Below are 16,581 nucleotides of genomic sequence, written 5' to 3' on the forward strand. Positions count from 1 at the left end.
GCGCGCGCTTCGCATGATATTCACCGGCCTAACTTACTACATTACCTACGGCTCTGGCAGGCGCCGTCTGTAACCCTTTGTGAAACACTTTCTACACAATATTCGCTAATGCTCACGGGGCGAAATACGAAAATCCTATCGACCCGCAAAAAAACCTCGTTTTACTCACTACGGCCGCGGTAGCCCCAAGCCAGCATGTATTGCTCGCGGGAACTGCCACGGGAAGAGTCCGGCTTGATCATCTGGACCTTGTCGAATTTCCGACGAGCGTCCTTCACGTAAGCATCAAACCCTTCGCCCTGAAACACCTTGATCACGAAATTACCACCCGGCTTGAGTATCCGAGCCGCCAGATCAAGAGCCAGCTCACATAGAAACATGGCTTTTGGCATGTCCACCTCAGGCGTACCACTCATATTGGGGGCCATATCGGAAATCACAAGGTCCACCGGTTGATTACCGACCGCCTCGAGAATCTGCGTCAGCACCTGGGGCTCGGTGAAGTCACCCAGGATAAAGGTCACGTCCGGGATGCTGTCCATCTCCAGGATGTCGGAGGCGATTAGGCGCCCCTTGTCGCCCAGCACCCGGCTGGTGACCTGGGACCAGCCACCTGGAGCAGCGCCCAGGTCGATCACGGTATTACCCGGACGCAGGATGCGGTCTTTTTCCTGGATCTCCAGCAGCTTGTAGCTGGCACGGGAACGGTAACCGTCCTTCTGCGCCATCTTCACGTACGGGTCGTTGAAATGTTCTCTCAGCCAGTTCTGGCTAGTTTTGGAACGGGCCACGCGGCACCTCAAAAGTAACGGGTAGTGATTAAACGGGCGGGCCCGGAGTGGCTCGGGTAAACTGGCCGCCGCTTTTTACAAGATTCAGACGTAGGGGTCAGATTATGCCGCTCACTCAGGAGCAGAAGAAACAGTACAAATCCATCGGCCATCATCTTAAGCCGGTTGTGATCGTGGCTGACAATGGTTTGACCGAAGGTGTGACAGCGGAGCTGGAGCGCGCGCTGAGTGATCACGAACTGATCAAGATCCAGCTGCGCATCACCGAGCGCGAAGAGCGCCTGGCCGCGATTGCCGCCATTTGCAAAGGCAGCAAAAGCGAGCTGGTCCAGGTCATTGGCAAGATGGCCTTGATTTACCGCAAGAACCCCAAGGCCAACAAGCTGCTGTCCAACGTCAGCCGTCACGCCTAAAGGGGACGCTCGGTGACTGAGCCGGCCCAGCCGACTCAGTGCCGTGCCAACCGCTCCTGGCTGCCGTCCCTCTGCGGAGCCGGCTGGACGACCAGCAACAGCCCACAAAACAGCAGTAGCAGATAACCGAACTGCAGCCACCAGGCAGCGTCCGGGGCCCACCGATGCACGCCAAAGTACGCCGCAGCGATCGCCAGCGCCGCCAGCAACGCCTGCCCGCGCCTGTCCCGCCACAACGCCGACAGGCCCGTGACCTGCACCAGCAGCAACGCCTGCACCAGTACACCCGCCACGGCCCCCAGGACCATCAAGGGCTTAAGGTGGGCACTCAGGTCTTCGACCAACAACGACGCCAGGCCAATCTTGCCCAGCGCCGGCAATACCGCGAAGTGCAGCAGCGCCAGGCCGCCGACCCAGCAGGTCTGCGCCAGCTGCCAACAGGCGACGGTAAACGTTGGCCGGCTAGAGATGACGGACTTCGACAATTTCATACTCCACCAAGCCGCTGGGCGTCTTGATCACCACCACGTCCCCTTCTTCCTTGCCAATCAGGCCACGGGCGATGGGGGAACCCACGGAAATCTTGCGCACCTTGAAATCGGCTTCGTCCTCGCCGACGATCTGGTAGACCACACGCTCATCGGTCTCGACATTGGCGATCTCCACCGTGGTGCCAAAGATCACCTTGCCGGTTGGCGTGATCGCCGCCACGTCGATGACCTGGGCGTTCTGCAAACGCCCCTCGATATCACGAATGCGCGCCTCGACCATGCCCTGCTGCTCACGGGCGGCATGGTACTCGGCGTTCTCCTTGAGGTCGCCCAGCTCCCGCGCCGTGCCGATGTCCTGGCTCAGCTTGGGACGGATCACCTTGGTCAGGTGGTGCAACTCCTCTTCCAGGGCGCGCGCGCCCTGAACGGTCATGGGGTATTTGGTCATGCCTTGATTCCTGCGTGAAGATCCTGCAAGCGACGCACGGTCTTCTCGGGACCGAACTTCAGCGCTTCACAGATCGCCGCGCCCGCCGCCAGGGTGGTGGTGCAGCAGATCCGGTGTTGCAGGGCATTGCGACGAATGGAATAGGAGTCAGCGATCGACTGACGCCCTTCGGTGGTGTTGATGATCAGCGTCACTTCGTCATTCTTGATCATGTCGACGACGTGCGGACGTCCTTCGGTCACCTTGTTCACGCGACGCACCGGCAAGCCGGCGGCCTCGATCATCTTGGCGGTCCCCGAGGTGGCGACCACTTCGAAGCCCAAGCTGATCAGGTCGCGCGCCAACTCGGCCACCAGCGGCTTGTCGTCGTCGCGCACACTGATAAAGGCGCAACCGCTGTTGGGCAGGATTTCACTGGCGCCCAGCTGTGCCTTGGCGAAGGCCTCGCCAAAACTGTCGCCCACCCCCATCACTTCGCCGGTCGATTTCATTTCCGGGCCAAGGATGGGGTCGACGCCCGGGAACTTGGCGAAGGGGAACACCGCTTCCTTGACGCTGTAGAAGTTCGGGATGATTTCCTGGGTAAAACCGATTTCCTTCAGCGTCTTGCCGGCCATGACCCGGGCCGCGATCATCGCCAGGGAGATACCGATGCACTTGGACACGAACGGCACGGTCCGCGAGGCACGCGGGTTGACCTCGATGACGTAGATGTCCTCGCCCTGCAGGGCCAGTTGCACGTTCATCAGGCCGACCACGCCGAGTTCCAGCGCCATCTTCTTGACCTGCTCGCGCATCTCGTCCTGCACATGGGCGGGCAACGAATAGGGCGGCAGCGAACAGGCCGAGTCACCGGAGTGCACGCCCGCCTGCTCGATATGCTGCATGATCGCGCCGATCACCACATCGGTGCCGTCGCAGACCGCATCGACATCCACCTCGATGGCGCAGTTGAGGAAGTAGTCCAGCAGCACCGGGCTGTCGTTGGACACCTGTACTGCTTCACGCAGGTAGCGCTTGAGCTCTTCCTCCTCGTAGACGATTTCCATCGCCCGACCGCCCAGCACATAGGAAGGACGCACCACCAGCGGATAACCGATCTTGTTGGCGCCGCGAATGGCTTCCTCTTCGCTGCGTACCGTGGCGTTCGGCGGCTGGCGCAGGTTGAGGCGCTCGACCATCTGCTGGAAGCGCTCGCGGTCTTCCGCGCGGTCGATGGCATCGGGCGAGGTACCGATGATCGGCACACCGGCTTCTTCCAAGGCGCGCGCCAGCTTCAACGGAGTCTGCCCACCGTACTGGACGATCACACCCTTGGGCTGCTCGACGCGGACGATTTCCAGCACGTCTTCCAGGGTCACCGGCTCGAAATACAGGCGATCGGAGGTGTCGTAGTCGGTGGAGACGGTCTCCGGGTTGCAGTTGACCATGATGGTCTCGTAACCGTCTTCGCGCAGCGCCAGGGCCGCGTGCACGCAGCAGTAGTCGAACTCGATGCCCTGGCCGATGCGGTTCGGCCCACCACCGAGGATCATGATCTTGTCACGCCCGGACGGCCGCGCCTCGCACTCTTCCTCATAGGTCGAGTAGAGATAGGCGGTATCGGTGGCGAACTCGGCGGCGCAGGTATCGACGCGCTTGTAGACCGGGTAGACCTCCAGCTTGTGGCGATGACGGCGCAGGTTCTTCTCGGTGACACCGAGCAGCTTGGCCAGGCGCGCATCGGAAAAGCCCTTGCGCTTGAGGCCGTACATGGCGTCGCGGTCGATCGAGGCCAGACCCAGGGTCTTGACCCGCTCCTCGTCCTTGATCAGGTCCTCGATCTGCACCAGGAACCAGTGATCGATCTTGGTCAGGGCGTAGACATCGTTCACGCTCATGCCAAAACGGAAGGCATCGGCCACGTACCAGATGCGCTCGGCACCCGGCACCGTCAGCTCGCGCTTCAGGATGCTGGCCGCTTCCGGGTTGCTCGGATCGACCTTGGGATCGAAACCATTGACCCCGACTTCCAGACCGCGCAGGGCTTTCTGCACCGACTCCTGGAAGGTCCGACCGATGGCCATGACCTCGCCCACCGACTTCATCTGGGTGGTCAGGCGGGCATCGGCCTTGGGGAATTTCTCGAAGGCGAACCGTGGCAGCTTGGTCACCACGTAATCGATGGCCGGCTCGAACGACGCCGGGGTACGCCCACCGGTGATGTCGTTCTGCAGCTCGTCGAGGGTGTAGCCCACGGCCAGTTTGGCGGCGATCTTGGCAATCGGGAAGCCGGTGGCCTTGGACGCCAGCGCCGAGGAGCGCGAGACCCGCGGGTTCATCTCGATCACCACCATGCGGCCAGTTTCCGGGCAGATACCGAACTGCACGTTGGAGCCACCGGTTTCCACGCCGATTTCACGCAGTACCGCCAACGAGGCGTTGCGCAGGATCTGGTATTCCTTGTCGGTCAGGGTCTGCGCCGGGGCCACGGTGATCGAGTCGCCGGTGTGCACGCCCATCGGGTCGAAGTTCTCGATGGCGCACACGATAATGCAGTTATCGTTTTTGTCGCGCACCACCTCCATCTCGTACTCTTTCCAGCCGATCAGCGATTCGTCGATCAGCAGCTCGCTGGTCGGCGAAAGGTCCAAGCCGCGGGCGCATATTTCCTCGAACTCTTCACGGTTGTAGGCGATACCGCCACCCGTGCCGCCCATGGTGAAAGAGGGACGGATAATGCAGGGAAAGCCGACCTTCTCCAGCACGCCGTAGGCTTCTTCCATGCTGTGGGCGATGCCCGACACCGGACAGGCCAGGCCAATGTCCTTCATCGCCTTGTCGAAGCGCGAGCGATCTTCGGCCTTGTCGATGGTGTCGGCGTTGGCGCCGATCATCTCGACCCCGAATTTTTCCAGGATGCCGTGCCGCTCCAGGTCCAGGGCGCAGTTCAGCGCGGTCTGCCCACCCATGGTCGGCAAGAGGGCGTCCGGACGTTCCTTCTCGATGATCTTGGCCACCGTCGACCACTTGATCGGTTCGATATAGGTGGCATCGGCCATGTCCGGGTCGGTCATGATGGTCGCCGGATTGGAGTTCACCAGGATGACCCGGTAACCCTCCTCACGCAGGGCCTTGCAGGCCTGGGCGCCCGAATAGTCGAACTCGCAGGCCTGGCCGATGACGATGGGGCCGGCGCCGAGGATAAGGATGCTTTTGATGTCGGTACGTTTTGGCATGGGTCTACTCTCGAATCCTTGGGTCAGTCGGCGAATCGTTCTGGCCGGCGCGCATCACCGGGGCGGGCATGCGCGGGGCGGGTTGATCGCCGTACCGCTGTCTACTGTCTCGTCGTGGCGTGCCGGGCAGTTGCCCAAGCGCCGCGCGCGACGCTTTCCCAAACGACCTGATTATTTGCGCTGGGCCATCGCGTCGATAAAGCGATCGAACAGGGGCGCCACATCGGCCGGACCGGGGCTGGCTTCCGGGTGCCCCTGGAAGCTGAACGCCACCTTGTCGGTGCGTTCAATGCCCTGCAGGGTGCCGTCGAACAGCGACTTGTGGGTGGCGCGCAGGTTGCCGGGCAGGCTCGCCTCGTCCACCGAAAAGCCGTGGTTCTGGCTGGTGATCATCACCACCCCGGTCTTCAGGTCCTGCACCGGGTGATTGGCGCCGTGGTGACCGTTGACCATCTTCAGGGTCTTGGCGCCGGACGCCAGGGCCAGCAACTGGTGCCCCAAGCAGATGCCGAAGACCGGGATCTCGGTTTCCAGCACGTCCTTGATCGCCTGGATCGCGTAATCGCAAGGCTCGGGATCGCCCGGGCCGTTGGACAGGAACACGCCATCGGGGTTGAGTGCCAGCACGGCCTCGGCCGAAGTCTGAGCCGGCACCACCGTCAGGCGGCAACCGCGCTCCACCAGCATGCGCAGGATGTTGGTCTTCACGCCGTAGTCGTAAGCCACCACATGGTAGGGCAGTTCGCTGGCGTCGATCTGCGGATGGCTGTCGCTCTCCAGGTTCCACACGCTGGCGCGCCATTCATAAGCCTTGGCGGTGCTGACCTCCTTGGCCAGGTCCATGCCCTTGATACCGGCGAAGCCGCGTGCGGCGGCCAGTGCCGCTTCTTCCGAAGCGCCCTCGCCGGCCATGATGCAGCCGTTCTGCGCGCCCTTTTCACGCAGGATACGGGTCAGCCGGCGGGTGTCGATGCCCGCGATGGCCACTACCTGGTTGGCCACCAGGTAGTCGCCCAACGACTGGGTGCTGCGCCAATTACTGGCCACCAGCGGCAGATCGCGGATTACCAGGCCGGCGGCCCAGACACGGGAAGACTCGGCATCTTCAGGCGTGGTGCCGGTATTGCCGATATGCGGGTAGGTCAGGGTAACGACCTGTTGGGCATAGGAAGGATCGGTAAGGATTTCCTGATAGCCGGTCATGGCGGTGTTGAACACCACCTCGCCAACGGTCTGACCGTCGGCTCCAATGGCTTCGCCGCGAAAAATGCTGCCATCAGCAAGGGCCAAAATGGCGGGCTTAAGGGCTGGCTTAGTCAAGAGACCTCCGATAAATCAAGCCTGACAGGGCATACGCGGGTTGTAAAAAAGCGGGATGACGTATGGACACGTCACCCCGCTTTTTTTCGAATCACTTTTTCAAGTTCCCGCGCGCTTTTAGTGGACACACTAAAGCTGTAGCTTACAGAAAAAGCCCTTTTTGGTCTACCCGCCATTGCTGCCGCGTTAATGGCCAGGCGACGAACCCCTCACCCTGCCCTCTCCCCAGGGAGAGGGAAACGCACCGTGCCATCTTCAGCGCACCGATCACACCGGCCCGACGAAAACCCACTGGCACCCGCACGTCCACCCCCTCTCCCGCCGGGAGAGGGTTGGGGTGAGGGGCTAACGGTGTCAGCGCAGCTCCAGCACGTCCTGCATGTCGTACAGGTTCGCCGGACGGCCTTGCAGCCACACCGCCGCCCGCACCGCGCCCTTGGCGAAGGTCATGCGACTGGAAGCCTTATGGGTGATCTCCACTCGCTCGCCTTCGGCGGCGAACAGCACCGTATGATCGCCCACCACATCGCCGGCCCGCACGGTGGCAAAGCCGATGGTCCGCCGCTCGCGGGCGCCGGTCTGGCCTTCACGGCCATAGACCGCCACTTCGGCCAGGTCACGCCCCAACGCCTGGGCCACCACTTCACCCATGCGCAGCGCAGTACCCGACGGCGCATCGACCTTGTGCCGGTGATGGGCCTCGATGATCTCGATATCCACCTCGTCACCCAGCACCCGCGCCGCGGTGTCCAGCAGCTTCAAGCAAAGGTTGACGCCGACGCTGAAGTTGGCGGCGAAGACGATGGGGATCTCCCGCCCGGCCTCGACCAGCAGCTGCTTCTCGGCCGCGCTGAAGCCGGTGGTACCGATGATCATGGCCTTGCCTGCCTGGCGACAGAGCGCCAGGTTCTGCAAGGTCACCGAAGGGTGGGTAAAGTCGATCAACACATCGAAGTCGTCCAGCACCGCCGCCAAGTCAGCGGACAATGGCACCCCCAGTTTGCCCAGGGCCACCAGCTCACCGACATCCGCACCCAGCAGGCTGCTGCCAGGCCGCGCGACCGCCGCCCCCAGGCGCGCCCCCGATTGTTGCACCGCCTCGACCAGGGCCTTGCCCATGCGCCCAGCGGCGCCCACTACGGCTATTCGTTGCATACCATCAGCTCCACGCAGCGAGCTGCAAGCAACGCCCTGCGCCGCCTGCAGCGGATTATCCAAACCCGAACAAACCGAGCAAACCGAACACACTCGGAACCGGAACGAGGATCGTCACGAGCGCAGGTCAGGCAAGGCGGAAGCAGGCGAAAAAAGCGCAGTTGACTGCAGTCAATGAGCATTTTTTTGCCTGCTTCCAACGCCGCATCACCAAGCGCAGTAGATCCTAGGCGTCGCCGAAGAAGCGCTTGACCCCATCGAACCACCCAGTCGCCTTGGGCGAATGGGACGTATCACCGGCCAACGACTTGCGGAACTCCTCGAGCAGCTCGCGCTGACGGCGATCCAGGTTGACCGGCGTTTCCACCGCCACCCGGCACATCAGGTCACCCGCACCGCCGCCACGCACTGGCGCCACACCCTTGCCACGCAGACGGAACAGCTTGCCGGTCTGGGTGCCATCCGGGATCTTCAGCTTGACCCGACCGTCCAGCGTCGGCACCTCCAGCTCACCGCCCAGGGCCGCGTCGGCGAAGCTGATCGGCACCTCACAGTACAGGTGCTTGCCGTCGCGCTGGAAGATCGCATGCTCGCGCACGTTCACCACTACGTACAGGTCGCCTGCAGGCCCACCCATGGCACCGGCCTCGCCCTCGCCCGAGAGGCGAATGCGATCGCCGGTATCGACCCCTGGCGGCACCTTGACCGACAGCGTCTTGTGCTCTTCCACGCGCCCCTGACCCTGGCACGAGGTGCAGGGGTCGGCGATCATCTTGCCGCTGCCGTGGCAGCGCGGGCAGGTCTGCTGCACCGAGAAAAAGCCTTGCTGCATGCGCACCTGACCGACACCGCCACAGGTGGTGCAGGTGACGGGCGCAGTGCCTTTCTTGGCACCTGACCCCTCGCAGGGCTTGCAGTTGACCAATGTCGGCACGCGAATGGTGACCGTGGTGCCGCGCACCGCTTCTTCGAGGTCCAGCTCCAGGGTGTAGCGCAGGTCGCTGCCACGCTGGGCACCGCCACGTGCGCCACCCCGGGCACCGCCGAAGAAGTCGCTGAAGACGTCGCCGAAGATGTCCGAGAAATTGGCACCACCGAAGCCCGGGCCACCCGCACCTGCGCTGGGGTCGACCCCGGCGTGGCCGTACTGGTCGAACGCCGCGCGCTTGCTGGCGTCAGACAGCACTTCGTAGGCCTCGTTGGCCTCCTTGAACTTCTCTTCCGACACTTTATCGTCGGGGTTGCGGTCCGGGTGGTGTTTCATGGCCAGGCGCCGGTAAGCCTTTTTCAGCTCAGCCTCGCTGGCGCCACGCTCCACACCCAGCACTTCGTAATAGTCACGTTTAGCCATAAGTCTTCTGCACTCTCAAAATCGTCTTCCCCAGACACGCCAACGCGGGAGCAAGCTCCCGCGCAGCGAATCATACCGGTCGGGCGAGGGCCGCGACCGGCTAGAACAGCAGCAAACCGCGCTTACTTGTTCTCCTTGACCTCTTCGAACTCAGCGTCCACCACGTCGTCGCCACCCTTGGCGTCGCCGCCGCCCGGGGCCGGCTCGCCGGCTTGCGGTTGCTCAGCGTACATTTTCTGCGCCAACGGAGCGGTAACTTCGGACAAAGCGCTCATCTTGGCTTCGATCGCCGCCTTGTCGTCGCCGCGCACCGCCAGCTCCAGTTCGCCCAGCGCTTTCTCGACCGCGGTCTTCTCGTCCGCAGTGGCCTTGTCGCCCGCCTCAGTGATCATCTTGCGGGTGGCGTGAACCAGGGCATCCCCCTGGTTGCGCGCCGCCGCCAGCTCTTCGAACTTGCGATCTTCCTCGGCGTTGGCCTCGGCATCGCGAATCATCTGCTGGATTTCGTCTTCGCTCAGACCCGAGTTGGCCTTGATCACGATGGACTGCTGTTTGCCGGTGGCCTTGTCCTTCGCACCGACGTGCAGGATGCCGTTGGCATCGATATCGAAGGTCACTTCGATCTGCGGCACGCCACGCGGGGCCGGCGGAATATCGGCCAGGTCGAACTTGCCCAACGACTTGTTCTGCCCAGCTTGCTTGCGCTCGCCCTGCAGCACGTGGATGGTCACCGCGCCCTGGTTGTCGTCGGCGGTGGAGAACACTTGGGACTTCTTGGTCGGAATGGTGGTGTTCTTCTCGATCAACGCGGTCATCACGCCACCCATGGTTTCGATACCCAGGGTCAGCGGGCTGACGTCCAGCAGCAGCACGTCCTTGACGTCGCCGGCCAATACCGCGCCTTGGATCGCGGCGCCCAGGGCAACGGCTTCGTCCGGGTTGACGTCCTTACGTGCTTCCTTGCCGAAGAACTCGGTGACCAGCTTCTGCACCAGCGGCATGCGGGTCTGGCCACCGACCAGGATCACATCATGGATGGCACCGACGTCGATACCGGCATCTTTCAGAGCGATACGGCACGGCTCGATGGTGCGCTGCACCAGGTCTTCGACCAGGGCTTCGAGCTTGGCGCGGGAAATCTTCACATTGAGGTGCTTCGGACCGGTGGCATCGGCCGTGATATACGGCAGGTTGACGTCGGTCTGCTGGCTCGAGGACAGCTCGATCTTGGCTTTTTCCGCCGCTTCTTTCAGGCGCTGCATGGCCAGCGGGTCACCCTTGAGGTTCATCCCGCTTTCTTTCTTGAATTCGTCGACCAGGTAGTCGATCAGGCGGATGTCGAAGTCCTCACCCCCGAGGAAGGTGTCGCCGTTGGTGGCCAACACTTCGAATTGGTGCTCGCCGTCGACTTCGGCGATCTCGATCACCGAGATATCGAAGGTACCGCCACCCAGGTCATAGACGATCACGGTGTGGTCGCCCTTGGCCTTGTCCATGCCATAGGCCAGCGCGGCCGCAGTGGGCTCGTTGATGATGCGCTTGACTTCCAGACCGGCGATACGACCGGCATCCTTGGTGGCCTGACGCTGGCTGTCGTTGAAGTAGGCCGGGACGGTGATCACCGCTTCGGTCACCGGCTCGCCGAGGTAGTCTTCGGCGGTTTTCTTCATTTTTTTCAGGACTTCAGCGGAGATCTGCTGCGCCGCCAGTTTCTGCCCGCGCACTTCCACCCAGGCGTCACCGTTGTCGGCCTTGGCGATCTTGTACGGCACCATCTGGATGTCTTTCTGCACGACCTCTTCTTCGAAACGACGACCGATCAGGCGCTTGACCGCATAAATGGTGTTGTGCGGGTTGGTGACCGCCTGACGCTTGGCGGACTGGCCGACCAGGATCTCGCCATCGTTGGTGTAGGCGATGATCGACGGCGTGGTGCGCGCACCCTCGGCGTTCTCGATGACCTTGGCCTTGCCGTTTTCCATGATGGCGACGCAGGAGTTGGTGGTCCCCAGGTCGATGCCGATAATTCTGCCCATTTTACTCTCCCGAAATTTTGAGTTGGCCACGATCCGGTTTTACCGCCCGCGGTAGTACGAAATCGCTTGGTGTAACAGATGGGGGCACTTGGCCGTATTTCAAGCCTGCTCGTCGATGGACGGCGGCGTTTCGGCCGGCGCCTTGCTCACCACGACCATGGCCGGGCGCATCAGGCGGCCGCTCAGCAAGTAACCTTTCTGGAACACCTTGAGCACACTATTGGGCTCGACATGGGTGCTTTCCTGCATCGCCATGGCCTGGTGGTGCTCCGGATTGAAGGGCACCCCTTCCTGGTCGATGGCCACCAACTGATAACGCTTGAGGGTGTCGTGAAAGATCTTCAGCGTCAGCTCCATCCCCTCGCGCATGGGCCGCAGGGCCTCACTGCTGGCATCGGACAGCTCCAGGCCACGCTCGAGGCTGTCGACCACCGGCAGCAGGTCGTTGGCGAACTTTTCCAGGGCGAACTTGTGGGCTTTTTCCACATCCTGTTCGGCGCGGCGGCGCACGTTCTGCAAATCAGCCGCTACCCGCAGGGCCTGGTCCTGAGCCGCAGCCAGCTCCTCTTCCAACACCTGGATGCGCGCATCCACGTCGTCGCCCGAGCCCATCTCGGTGTCGTCAAGGACGTCCGGCAAAGGGGTATCGTGGATCTGTTCGTCAGCCATTAGGGCTCTCCTCTCAAATTCGACTGCGCAGCTTAAATTTGCGCGGGTGTCGCCTATATGGGGCCGGATTCCCAGGCTTCAAGGCCGCGCACGGACACTCGACCGACAAAAAGCCGGAACCAATCGACAGACGGAGCATTGTCAGCCCGAAATAAAACACTGTATAAATAACCAGACATCCACCCCGGAGCGGCCGCCATGCTGGTGCATCTGTCCGTACACAACTACGCCATCGTCGAACACCTCGACCTCGAACTCGAGCGCGGCATGAGCGTCATCACCGGAGAAACCGGTGCCGGCAAATCCATCATGCTCGACGCGCTGGGCCTGACCTTGGGCGATCGCGCCGACAGTGGCGTGGTGCGCCCGGGCGCCGACAAGGCGGACATTCTCGCCAGCTTCGACCTCAGCGACATCCCCGAGGCCCGCGCCTGGCTGGCCGAGCGCGACCTGGACAGCGAAGGTCCCTGCATCCTGCGCCGAGTGATCACCGCGGAAGGGCGTTCGCGCGGCTATATCAACGGCTCGACCTGCCCCCAAGGCGACCTCAAGGCCCTGGGCGAGCTGCTGATCGACATTCACAGCCAGCATGAACACCAGTCGCTGCTCAAGGCCGACACCCACCGCCGCCTGCTCGACGAGTACGCCGGCAGCCAGGACCTGGCGCGCCAGGTGCAACTGGCTGCCCAGCGCTGGCGCCAGGCACGTCACGAGCTGGAGCGGCTGTCCAGCGCTGGCGATGAACAGCGCGCGCGCCACCAACTGCTCAGTTACCAGCTCGAAGAACTGGACAACCTGGCGCTCGGCGAACACGAGCTGGCGCAACTGGAACAGGACCACAAGGCCCTGTCCAACGCCGAAAGCCTGCTGGCCGCCTGCCGCCTGGTGCTGGAGCAATGCAGCGAGCACGACGGTGGCAACGTGCTCTCGGCCCTGACCTCCAGCCTGCAACGGCTGGCGCCGTTCAACAGCAGCCAGGGGCCGCTGGCCGAAGCGGTCAACCTGCTGGGCAGTGCCCAGATCCAGGTCGAGGAAGCGGTCGGCGAACTGAACCGCTTCCTCGACCATTTCGATGCCGACCCGGCGCGCCAACAGGCCCTCGAGGAGCGCCTGGACGCCATCTACACCCTGGCGCGCAAGCACCGCATCCAACCCACGGAGCTGGGCGCGCTGCAGCAGCAACTGTTCGAGGAACTGGAAAGCCTGAACGCCGACGACCAGGCCGCCGAACGCCTGGGCGAAGAATTGGCGGCCTACGCCCGCCATTACCAGGACAAGGCCGGCGAATTGAGCCAGTTGCGTCAGGGTGCGGCCGGCCGGCTGGCCGAAGCGGTGGAAGGCGAGATTCAGCGCCTGGGGATGCCCGGCGGCCGCTTCACCATCGAACTGCGCGGCGCCAACAGCGCCGAACCCCACCCCCAGGGCCTCGAGCATGTGGAGTTCCTGGTCAGCGCCAACCCCGGCCAACCCCTGAAGGCCCTGGCGAAGGTCGCCTCCGGCGGCGAACTGTCGCGTATTAGCCTGGCGATCCAGGTCATCACGGCACAGACCTCCCGCGTGCCGACCCTGGTGTTCGACGAAGTCGACGTGGGCATTGGCGGCCCGACTGCCGAGGTGGTCGGGCAATTGCTTCGTCGCTTGGGCGACCGTGGCCAGGTATTGACCGTCACCCACCTGCCGCAAGTCGCCGCCCAGGGCCACCAGCACCTGTTTGTACACAAGGCCCGTGGGGGCGATGCCACTCGCACCGCGGTGACCAGCCTGGATGGCCCGCAGCGGGTGGAGGAGATCGCCCGTATGCTGGGCGGATTGGACCTGACCGAAGAATCCCTGGCCCACGCCCGGCAGATGGTCAGCGCCGCCCAGGCTTGAAGCCGTAGGATAGGTGGGGCCGCCTAGGTGGGGCCGCCTAGAGCCGTAGGATGGGTTGAGCGCAGCGATACCCATGCTGAAGCGATACCCTCGGGAAATGGCCACCCATAAAAAAGCGACCCTAGGGTCGCTTTTTTGCCTGATGCCTGCCGTCTCGCAGGCGACCCCAAAGCTCAGCGTTTCTTGCGCACGTACAGAACCAGGTTATGGTCGACCAGCTCGAAGCCATGCTCCAGAACGATTTCCTTCTGACGCTTCTCGATTTCGGTATCGAAAAACTCGATCACGTCACCCGTGTCGACACAGACCATATGGTCGTGGTGGCCGCCATCGGCCAGCTCGAACACCGCATGACCGCCGTCGAAATTGTGCCGCACCACCAACCCGGCCGCCTCGAACTGGGTCAGTACCCGATAGACCGTGGCCAGTCCAACATCTTCGCCCGCCTCCATCAGTGCCTTGTAGACATCCTCGGCGCTCATGTGACGCTGCTCGGCGGAATCGAGCATCTGCAGGATCTTCACCCGCGGCAAGGTCACTTTCAGGCCAGCTTTGCGTAATTCGCTATTTTCAACCATGGTCGGCTTTTCTCTGCGGATGCTGCTTCGCAGCTCCCTGTAATGCGGGTATGATCGGAGGTCACTTTGCCCAGCCAAGATAGTGGAAGTCACCCACCGATGCAAAACTCCAAGCTATTGCTGACCAGCCTCACGTTCGCGGGACTGCTCGCACTCGCCGGTTGTTCGTTCCCCGGGGTTTACAAAATCGACATCCAGCAGGGCAATGTCGTGACGCAGGACATGATAGACCAGTTGCGTCCTGGAATGACCCGCCGCCAAGTGCGGTTTATCATGGGCAACCCGCTGATCACCGACACCTTCCATGCCAACCGCTGGGACTACCTGTACAGCATTCAACCCGGCGGCGTGGAGCGCCAACAGGAGCGTGTCAGCCTGATGTTCGGCAGCAATGACCAACTGATCGGGCTGACAGGCGACTTTATGCCCGGCGTGAGCCGCGACGAAGCGATTCTCGGCGAGGATGGCAGCAGCCCTGCGCAAAGCACCCCGCAGCCACAGACGGAAGAAAAACCCGCCCCCGGCTCGTTGCTGGAAAAAATCCAGGACGAAGTGGACAACGCCGAGACTGCACCGGTACCGACGCCCGAGCCCCTGGACACCACGCCGCAGTAAACCAGCACTCAAGAAAAAGCCCGGCATCGCCGGGCTTTTTTCTGCGTCGGGATCCGCCGCTCAACCCCGCTCGCCCTTGGCCTGGGCGGCACGGGCGGCGCGTTGCTTGCGGACCTCCTTGGGGTCGGCAAGCAACGGCCGGTACAGCTCGATCCGGTCACCGGCCTGCAGTGCATAGCCCTCGGGGTCGGCCACTGCACGACCGAAGATGCCCAGCGGGCAGGCCAGCAGGTCCAGCCCCGGAAAGTCCGCCGCGATGCCCGAACGCAACACCGCCTCGCGCAGCGAGGTGCCCCGCGGCACGCTCAGCCGAACCAGGCGCTGCCGCTCGGGCAGGGCAAACACCACTTCTATGGCGAGCTCATCCATGCAGCTGTTTGGCGCGGTGGCAAAAGGCGTCCATCAGGGTGTTGGCCGCCTGGTTGAACAGCGGCCCCAGGGTTGCCCGCACCAACGGACCGGCGTAATCGAAGGTCAGGTCCAGGCTGATCTTGCAGGCTTTCTCGCCCAATGCCTTGAACACCCACAGCCCGTGCAGTTGGGTAAAGGGCCCTTCCTCGAGGTTCATTTCGATCGACTGGCCAAAAACCAGGGTGTTGCGGGTAACAAAACGCTGGCGCAGCCCGCCTTTGGCCACCCCCAGGCTGGCACGCATCTGGGTGGCGTCCGCTTCCAGTACCTCGGTGCTCGAACACCAGGGCAAGAACTCGGGGTAACGCGCGACGTCATTAACCAGGTCGTATAGTACCTGGGCCGGATAGGGCAGCAGCGCCGAACGCTGGATATGGGTGCTCATGGGCGCCGTGCACCGACAGGGCCCGGCACCTCGTTCGCCCGGGCAAGCGGGATCGAAACCTTGTCGTCAGCCATGTGTGCGCTCGTGATACCTGTGAAAAGAACCGCCATTGTCCGAGATTCGCCGCGCGCCCTCAAGCCTGAGCCCGAATCCTACCCCCCGGACAACGACCTATAAGTGCCGCAGGATTGCACACCGCGACGCCTAAACTGTCGCCAGCCGGCCGGCGACTCCCTATAATGCGCCCCCTATGGCCAAACAAACGAAACACCCTCAGGGCACCATTGCCCAAAACAAGAAAGCCCGTCACGACTACTTCATCGAGCACAAATTCGAAGCAGGTATGGTGCTGGCTGGCTGGGAAGTGAAGAGCCTGCGTGCCGGCAAGGCCCAATTGGTCGACAGCTATGTGCTGCTCAAGAACGACGAAGCCTGGCTGATGGGGTGCCATATCGCGCCGCTGACCGCCACCAGCACCCACGTGATCGCCGACCCGGTGCGCACGCGCAAGCTGCTGCTGAACAAACGCGAGCTGGAAAAACTGGCCGCCTCGGTACAGCAGAAGGGCTTTGCCTGCGTGGCGCTGTCGATCTACTGGAAAGCACACCTGATCAAGTGCGAGATCGGTTTGGGCAAGGGCAAGAAGGAATACGACAAACGCCACACCGAACGCGAACGCGACTCCGATCGCGAACTGCAGCGGGCCGTGCGCAGCAAGGGCAAGGACGACTAGGGCGTTTGCCCGCCTCGGGAAAAACCCTGAGGTGGCGTCCCTAAGACCGTGATACCCGCGCAGGCGAGTATCCAGGGCCGCCGCCGGGCACCAAC

16 protein-coding genes are annotated in these 16,581 nt (G+C 62.8%); 4 read left to right on the forward strand and 12 right to left on the reverse strand.

What is annotated here, in order from left to right:
- Positions 1-161: 161 nt before the first annotated feature.
- On the reverse strand, positions 162-791 hold the full coding sequence (gene rlmE / locus ABWY06_RS20700) for a 23S rRNA (uridine(2552)-2'-O)-methyltransferase RlmE (protein WP_353927471.1): 630 nt from the start codon (positions 789-791) through the stop codon (positions 162-164).
- A gap of 104 nt (positions 792-895) precedes the next feature.
- Here rlmE and yhbY point away from each other — a divergent pair, with 104 nt between their 5' ends.
- Positions 896-1,204 carry a ribosome assembly RNA-binding protein YhbY gene (gene yhbY, locus ABWY06_RS20705; protein WP_353927472.1) on the forward strand — a complete coding sequence of 103 codons (309 nt, stop codon included), beginning with the start codon at positions 896-898 and terminating at the stop codon, positions 1,202-1,204.
- A 35-nt stretch (positions 1,205-1,239) separates the two neighbouring features.
- Here the strand turns inward: yhbY and ABWY06_RS20710 are convergent, their stop codons facing one another.
- From ABWY06_RS20710 to grpE, 8 genes are all read right to left on the reverse strand, one after another.
- A complete protein-coding gene (locus tag ABWY06_RS20710) occupies positions 1,240-1,695 on the reverse strand; it encodes a DUF4149 domain-containing protein (protein WP_502948234.1) in 456 nt (151 codons plus the stop codon).
- Positions 1,667-2,143 (reverse strand): transcription elongation factor GreA, encoded by a 477-nt coding sequence (gene greA, locus ABWY06_RS20715; RefSeq protein WP_353927474.1) that lies wholly within the window; start codon positions 2,141-2,143, stop codon positions 1,667-1,669. Before greA ends, ABWY06_RS20710 begins: the two co-directional genes overlap by 29 nt.
- Positions 2,140-5,361, reverse strand: a complete 3,222-nt coding sequence (carB, locus tag ABWY06_RS20720; protein WP_353927475.1) for a carbamoyl-phosphate synthase large subunit — start codon at positions 5,359-5,361, stop codon at positions 2,140-2,142. The genes greA and carB overlap by 4 nt, the downstream gene beginning before the upstream one ends.
- A gap of 171 nt (positions 5,362-5,532) precedes the next feature.
- Positions 5,533-6,681 (reverse strand): glutamine-hydrolyzing carbamoyl-phosphate synthase small subunit, encoded by a 1,149-nt coding sequence (gene carA / locus ABWY06_RS20725; protein WP_353927476.1) that lies wholly within the window; start codon positions 6,679-6,681, stop codon positions 5,533-5,535.
- A 354-nt stretch (positions 6,682-7,035) separates the two neighbouring features.
- Positions 7,036-7,836 (reverse strand): 4-hydroxy-tetrahydrodipicolinate reductase, encoded by an 801-nt coding sequence (gene dapB / locus ABWY06_RS20730; protein ID WP_353927477.1) that lies wholly within the window; start codon positions 7,834-7,836, stop codon positions 7,036-7,038.
- A gap of 226 nt (positions 7,837-8,062) precedes the next feature.
- Positions 8,063-9,187 (reverse strand): molecular chaperone DnaJ, encoded by a 1,125-nt coding sequence (gene dnaJ, locus ABWY06_RS20735; RefSeq protein ID WP_353927478.1) that lies wholly within the window; start codon positions 9,185-9,187, stop codon positions 8,063-8,065.
- A 122-nt stretch (positions 9,188-9,309) separates the two neighbouring features.
- Positions 9,310-11,223, reverse strand: a complete 1,914-nt coding sequence (dnaK, locus tag ABWY06_RS20740; RefSeq protein WP_353927479.1) for a molecular chaperone DnaK — start codon at positions 11,221-11,223, stop codon at positions 9,310-9,312.
- Positions 11,224-11,322: 99 nt separating this feature from the next.
- Positions 11,323-11,892 carry a nucleotide exchange factor GrpE gene (gene grpE / locus ABWY06_RS20745; RefSeq protein WP_353927480.1) on the reverse strand — a complete coding sequence of 190 codons (570 nt, stop codon included), beginning with the start codon at positions 11,890-11,892 and terminating at the stop codon, positions 11,323-11,325.
- A gap of 198 nt (positions 11,893-12,090) precedes the next feature.
- Between grpE and recN the strand changes: the two genes are divergently transcribed.
- Positions 12,091-13,764: a DNA repair protein RecN gene (gene recN, locus ABWY06_RS20750; RefSeq protein WP_353927481.1), complete on the forward strand. Its 1,674-nt coding sequence runs from the start codon at positions 12,091-12,093 to the stop codon at positions 13,762-13,764.
- Positions 13,765-13,937: 173 nt separating this feature from the next.
- Here recN and fur read toward each other — a convergent pair whose 3' ends face one another.
- Positions 13,938-14,342: a ferric iron uptake transcriptional regulator gene (fur, locus tag ABWY06_RS20755; RefSeq protein WP_353927482.1), complete on the reverse strand. Its 405-nt coding sequence runs from the start codon at positions 14,340-14,342 to the stop codon at positions 13,938-13,940.
- A 99-nt stretch (positions 14,343-14,441) separates the two neighbouring features.
- Here fur and ABWY06_RS20760 point away from each other — a divergent pair, with 99 nt between their 5' ends.
- A complete protein-coding gene (locus tag ABWY06_RS20760; RefSeq protein WP_353927483.1) occupies positions 14,442-14,957 on the forward strand; it encodes an outer membrane protein assembly factor BamE in 516 nt (171 codons plus the stop codon).
- 60 nt (positions 14,958-15,017) lie between these two features.
- Here ABWY06_RS20760 and ABWY06_RS20765 read toward each other — a convergent pair whose 3' ends face one another.
- Both ABWY06_RS20765 and ABWY06_RS20770 read right to left on the reverse strand, forming a co-directional pair.
- Positions 15,018-15,326, reverse strand: a complete 309-nt coding sequence (locus ABWY06_RS20765) for an RnfH family protein (protein WP_353927484.1) — start codon at positions 15,324-15,326, stop codon at positions 15,018-15,020.
- A complete protein-coding gene (locus ABWY06_RS20770) occupies positions 15,319-15,753 on the reverse strand; it encodes a type II toxin-antitoxin system RatA family toxin (RefSeq protein WP_353927485.1) in 435 nt (144 codons plus the stop codon). Before ABWY06_RS20770 ends, ABWY06_RS20765 begins: the two co-directional genes overlap by 8 nt.
- A gap of 250 nt (positions 15,754-16,003) precedes the next feature.
- On the opposite strand from ABWY06_RS20770, the gene smpB reads away from it, so the two are divergent.
- The gene (gene smpB, locus ABWY06_RS20775; protein WP_353927486.1) at positions 16,004-16,486 is read left to right on the forward strand and encodes an SsrA-binding protein SmpB; all 483 of its coding nucleotides are present in this window, start codon (positions 16,004-16,006) and stop codon (positions 16,484-16,486) included.
- Positions 16,487-16,581 lie beyond the last annotated feature (95 nt).

It is taken from the genome of Pseudomonas sp. (assembly GCF_040514055.1).
In the GTDB taxonomy this organism is placed as follows: domain Bacteria; phylum Pseudomonadota; class Gammaproteobacteria; order Pseudomonadales; family Pseudomonadaceae; genus Aquipseudomonas.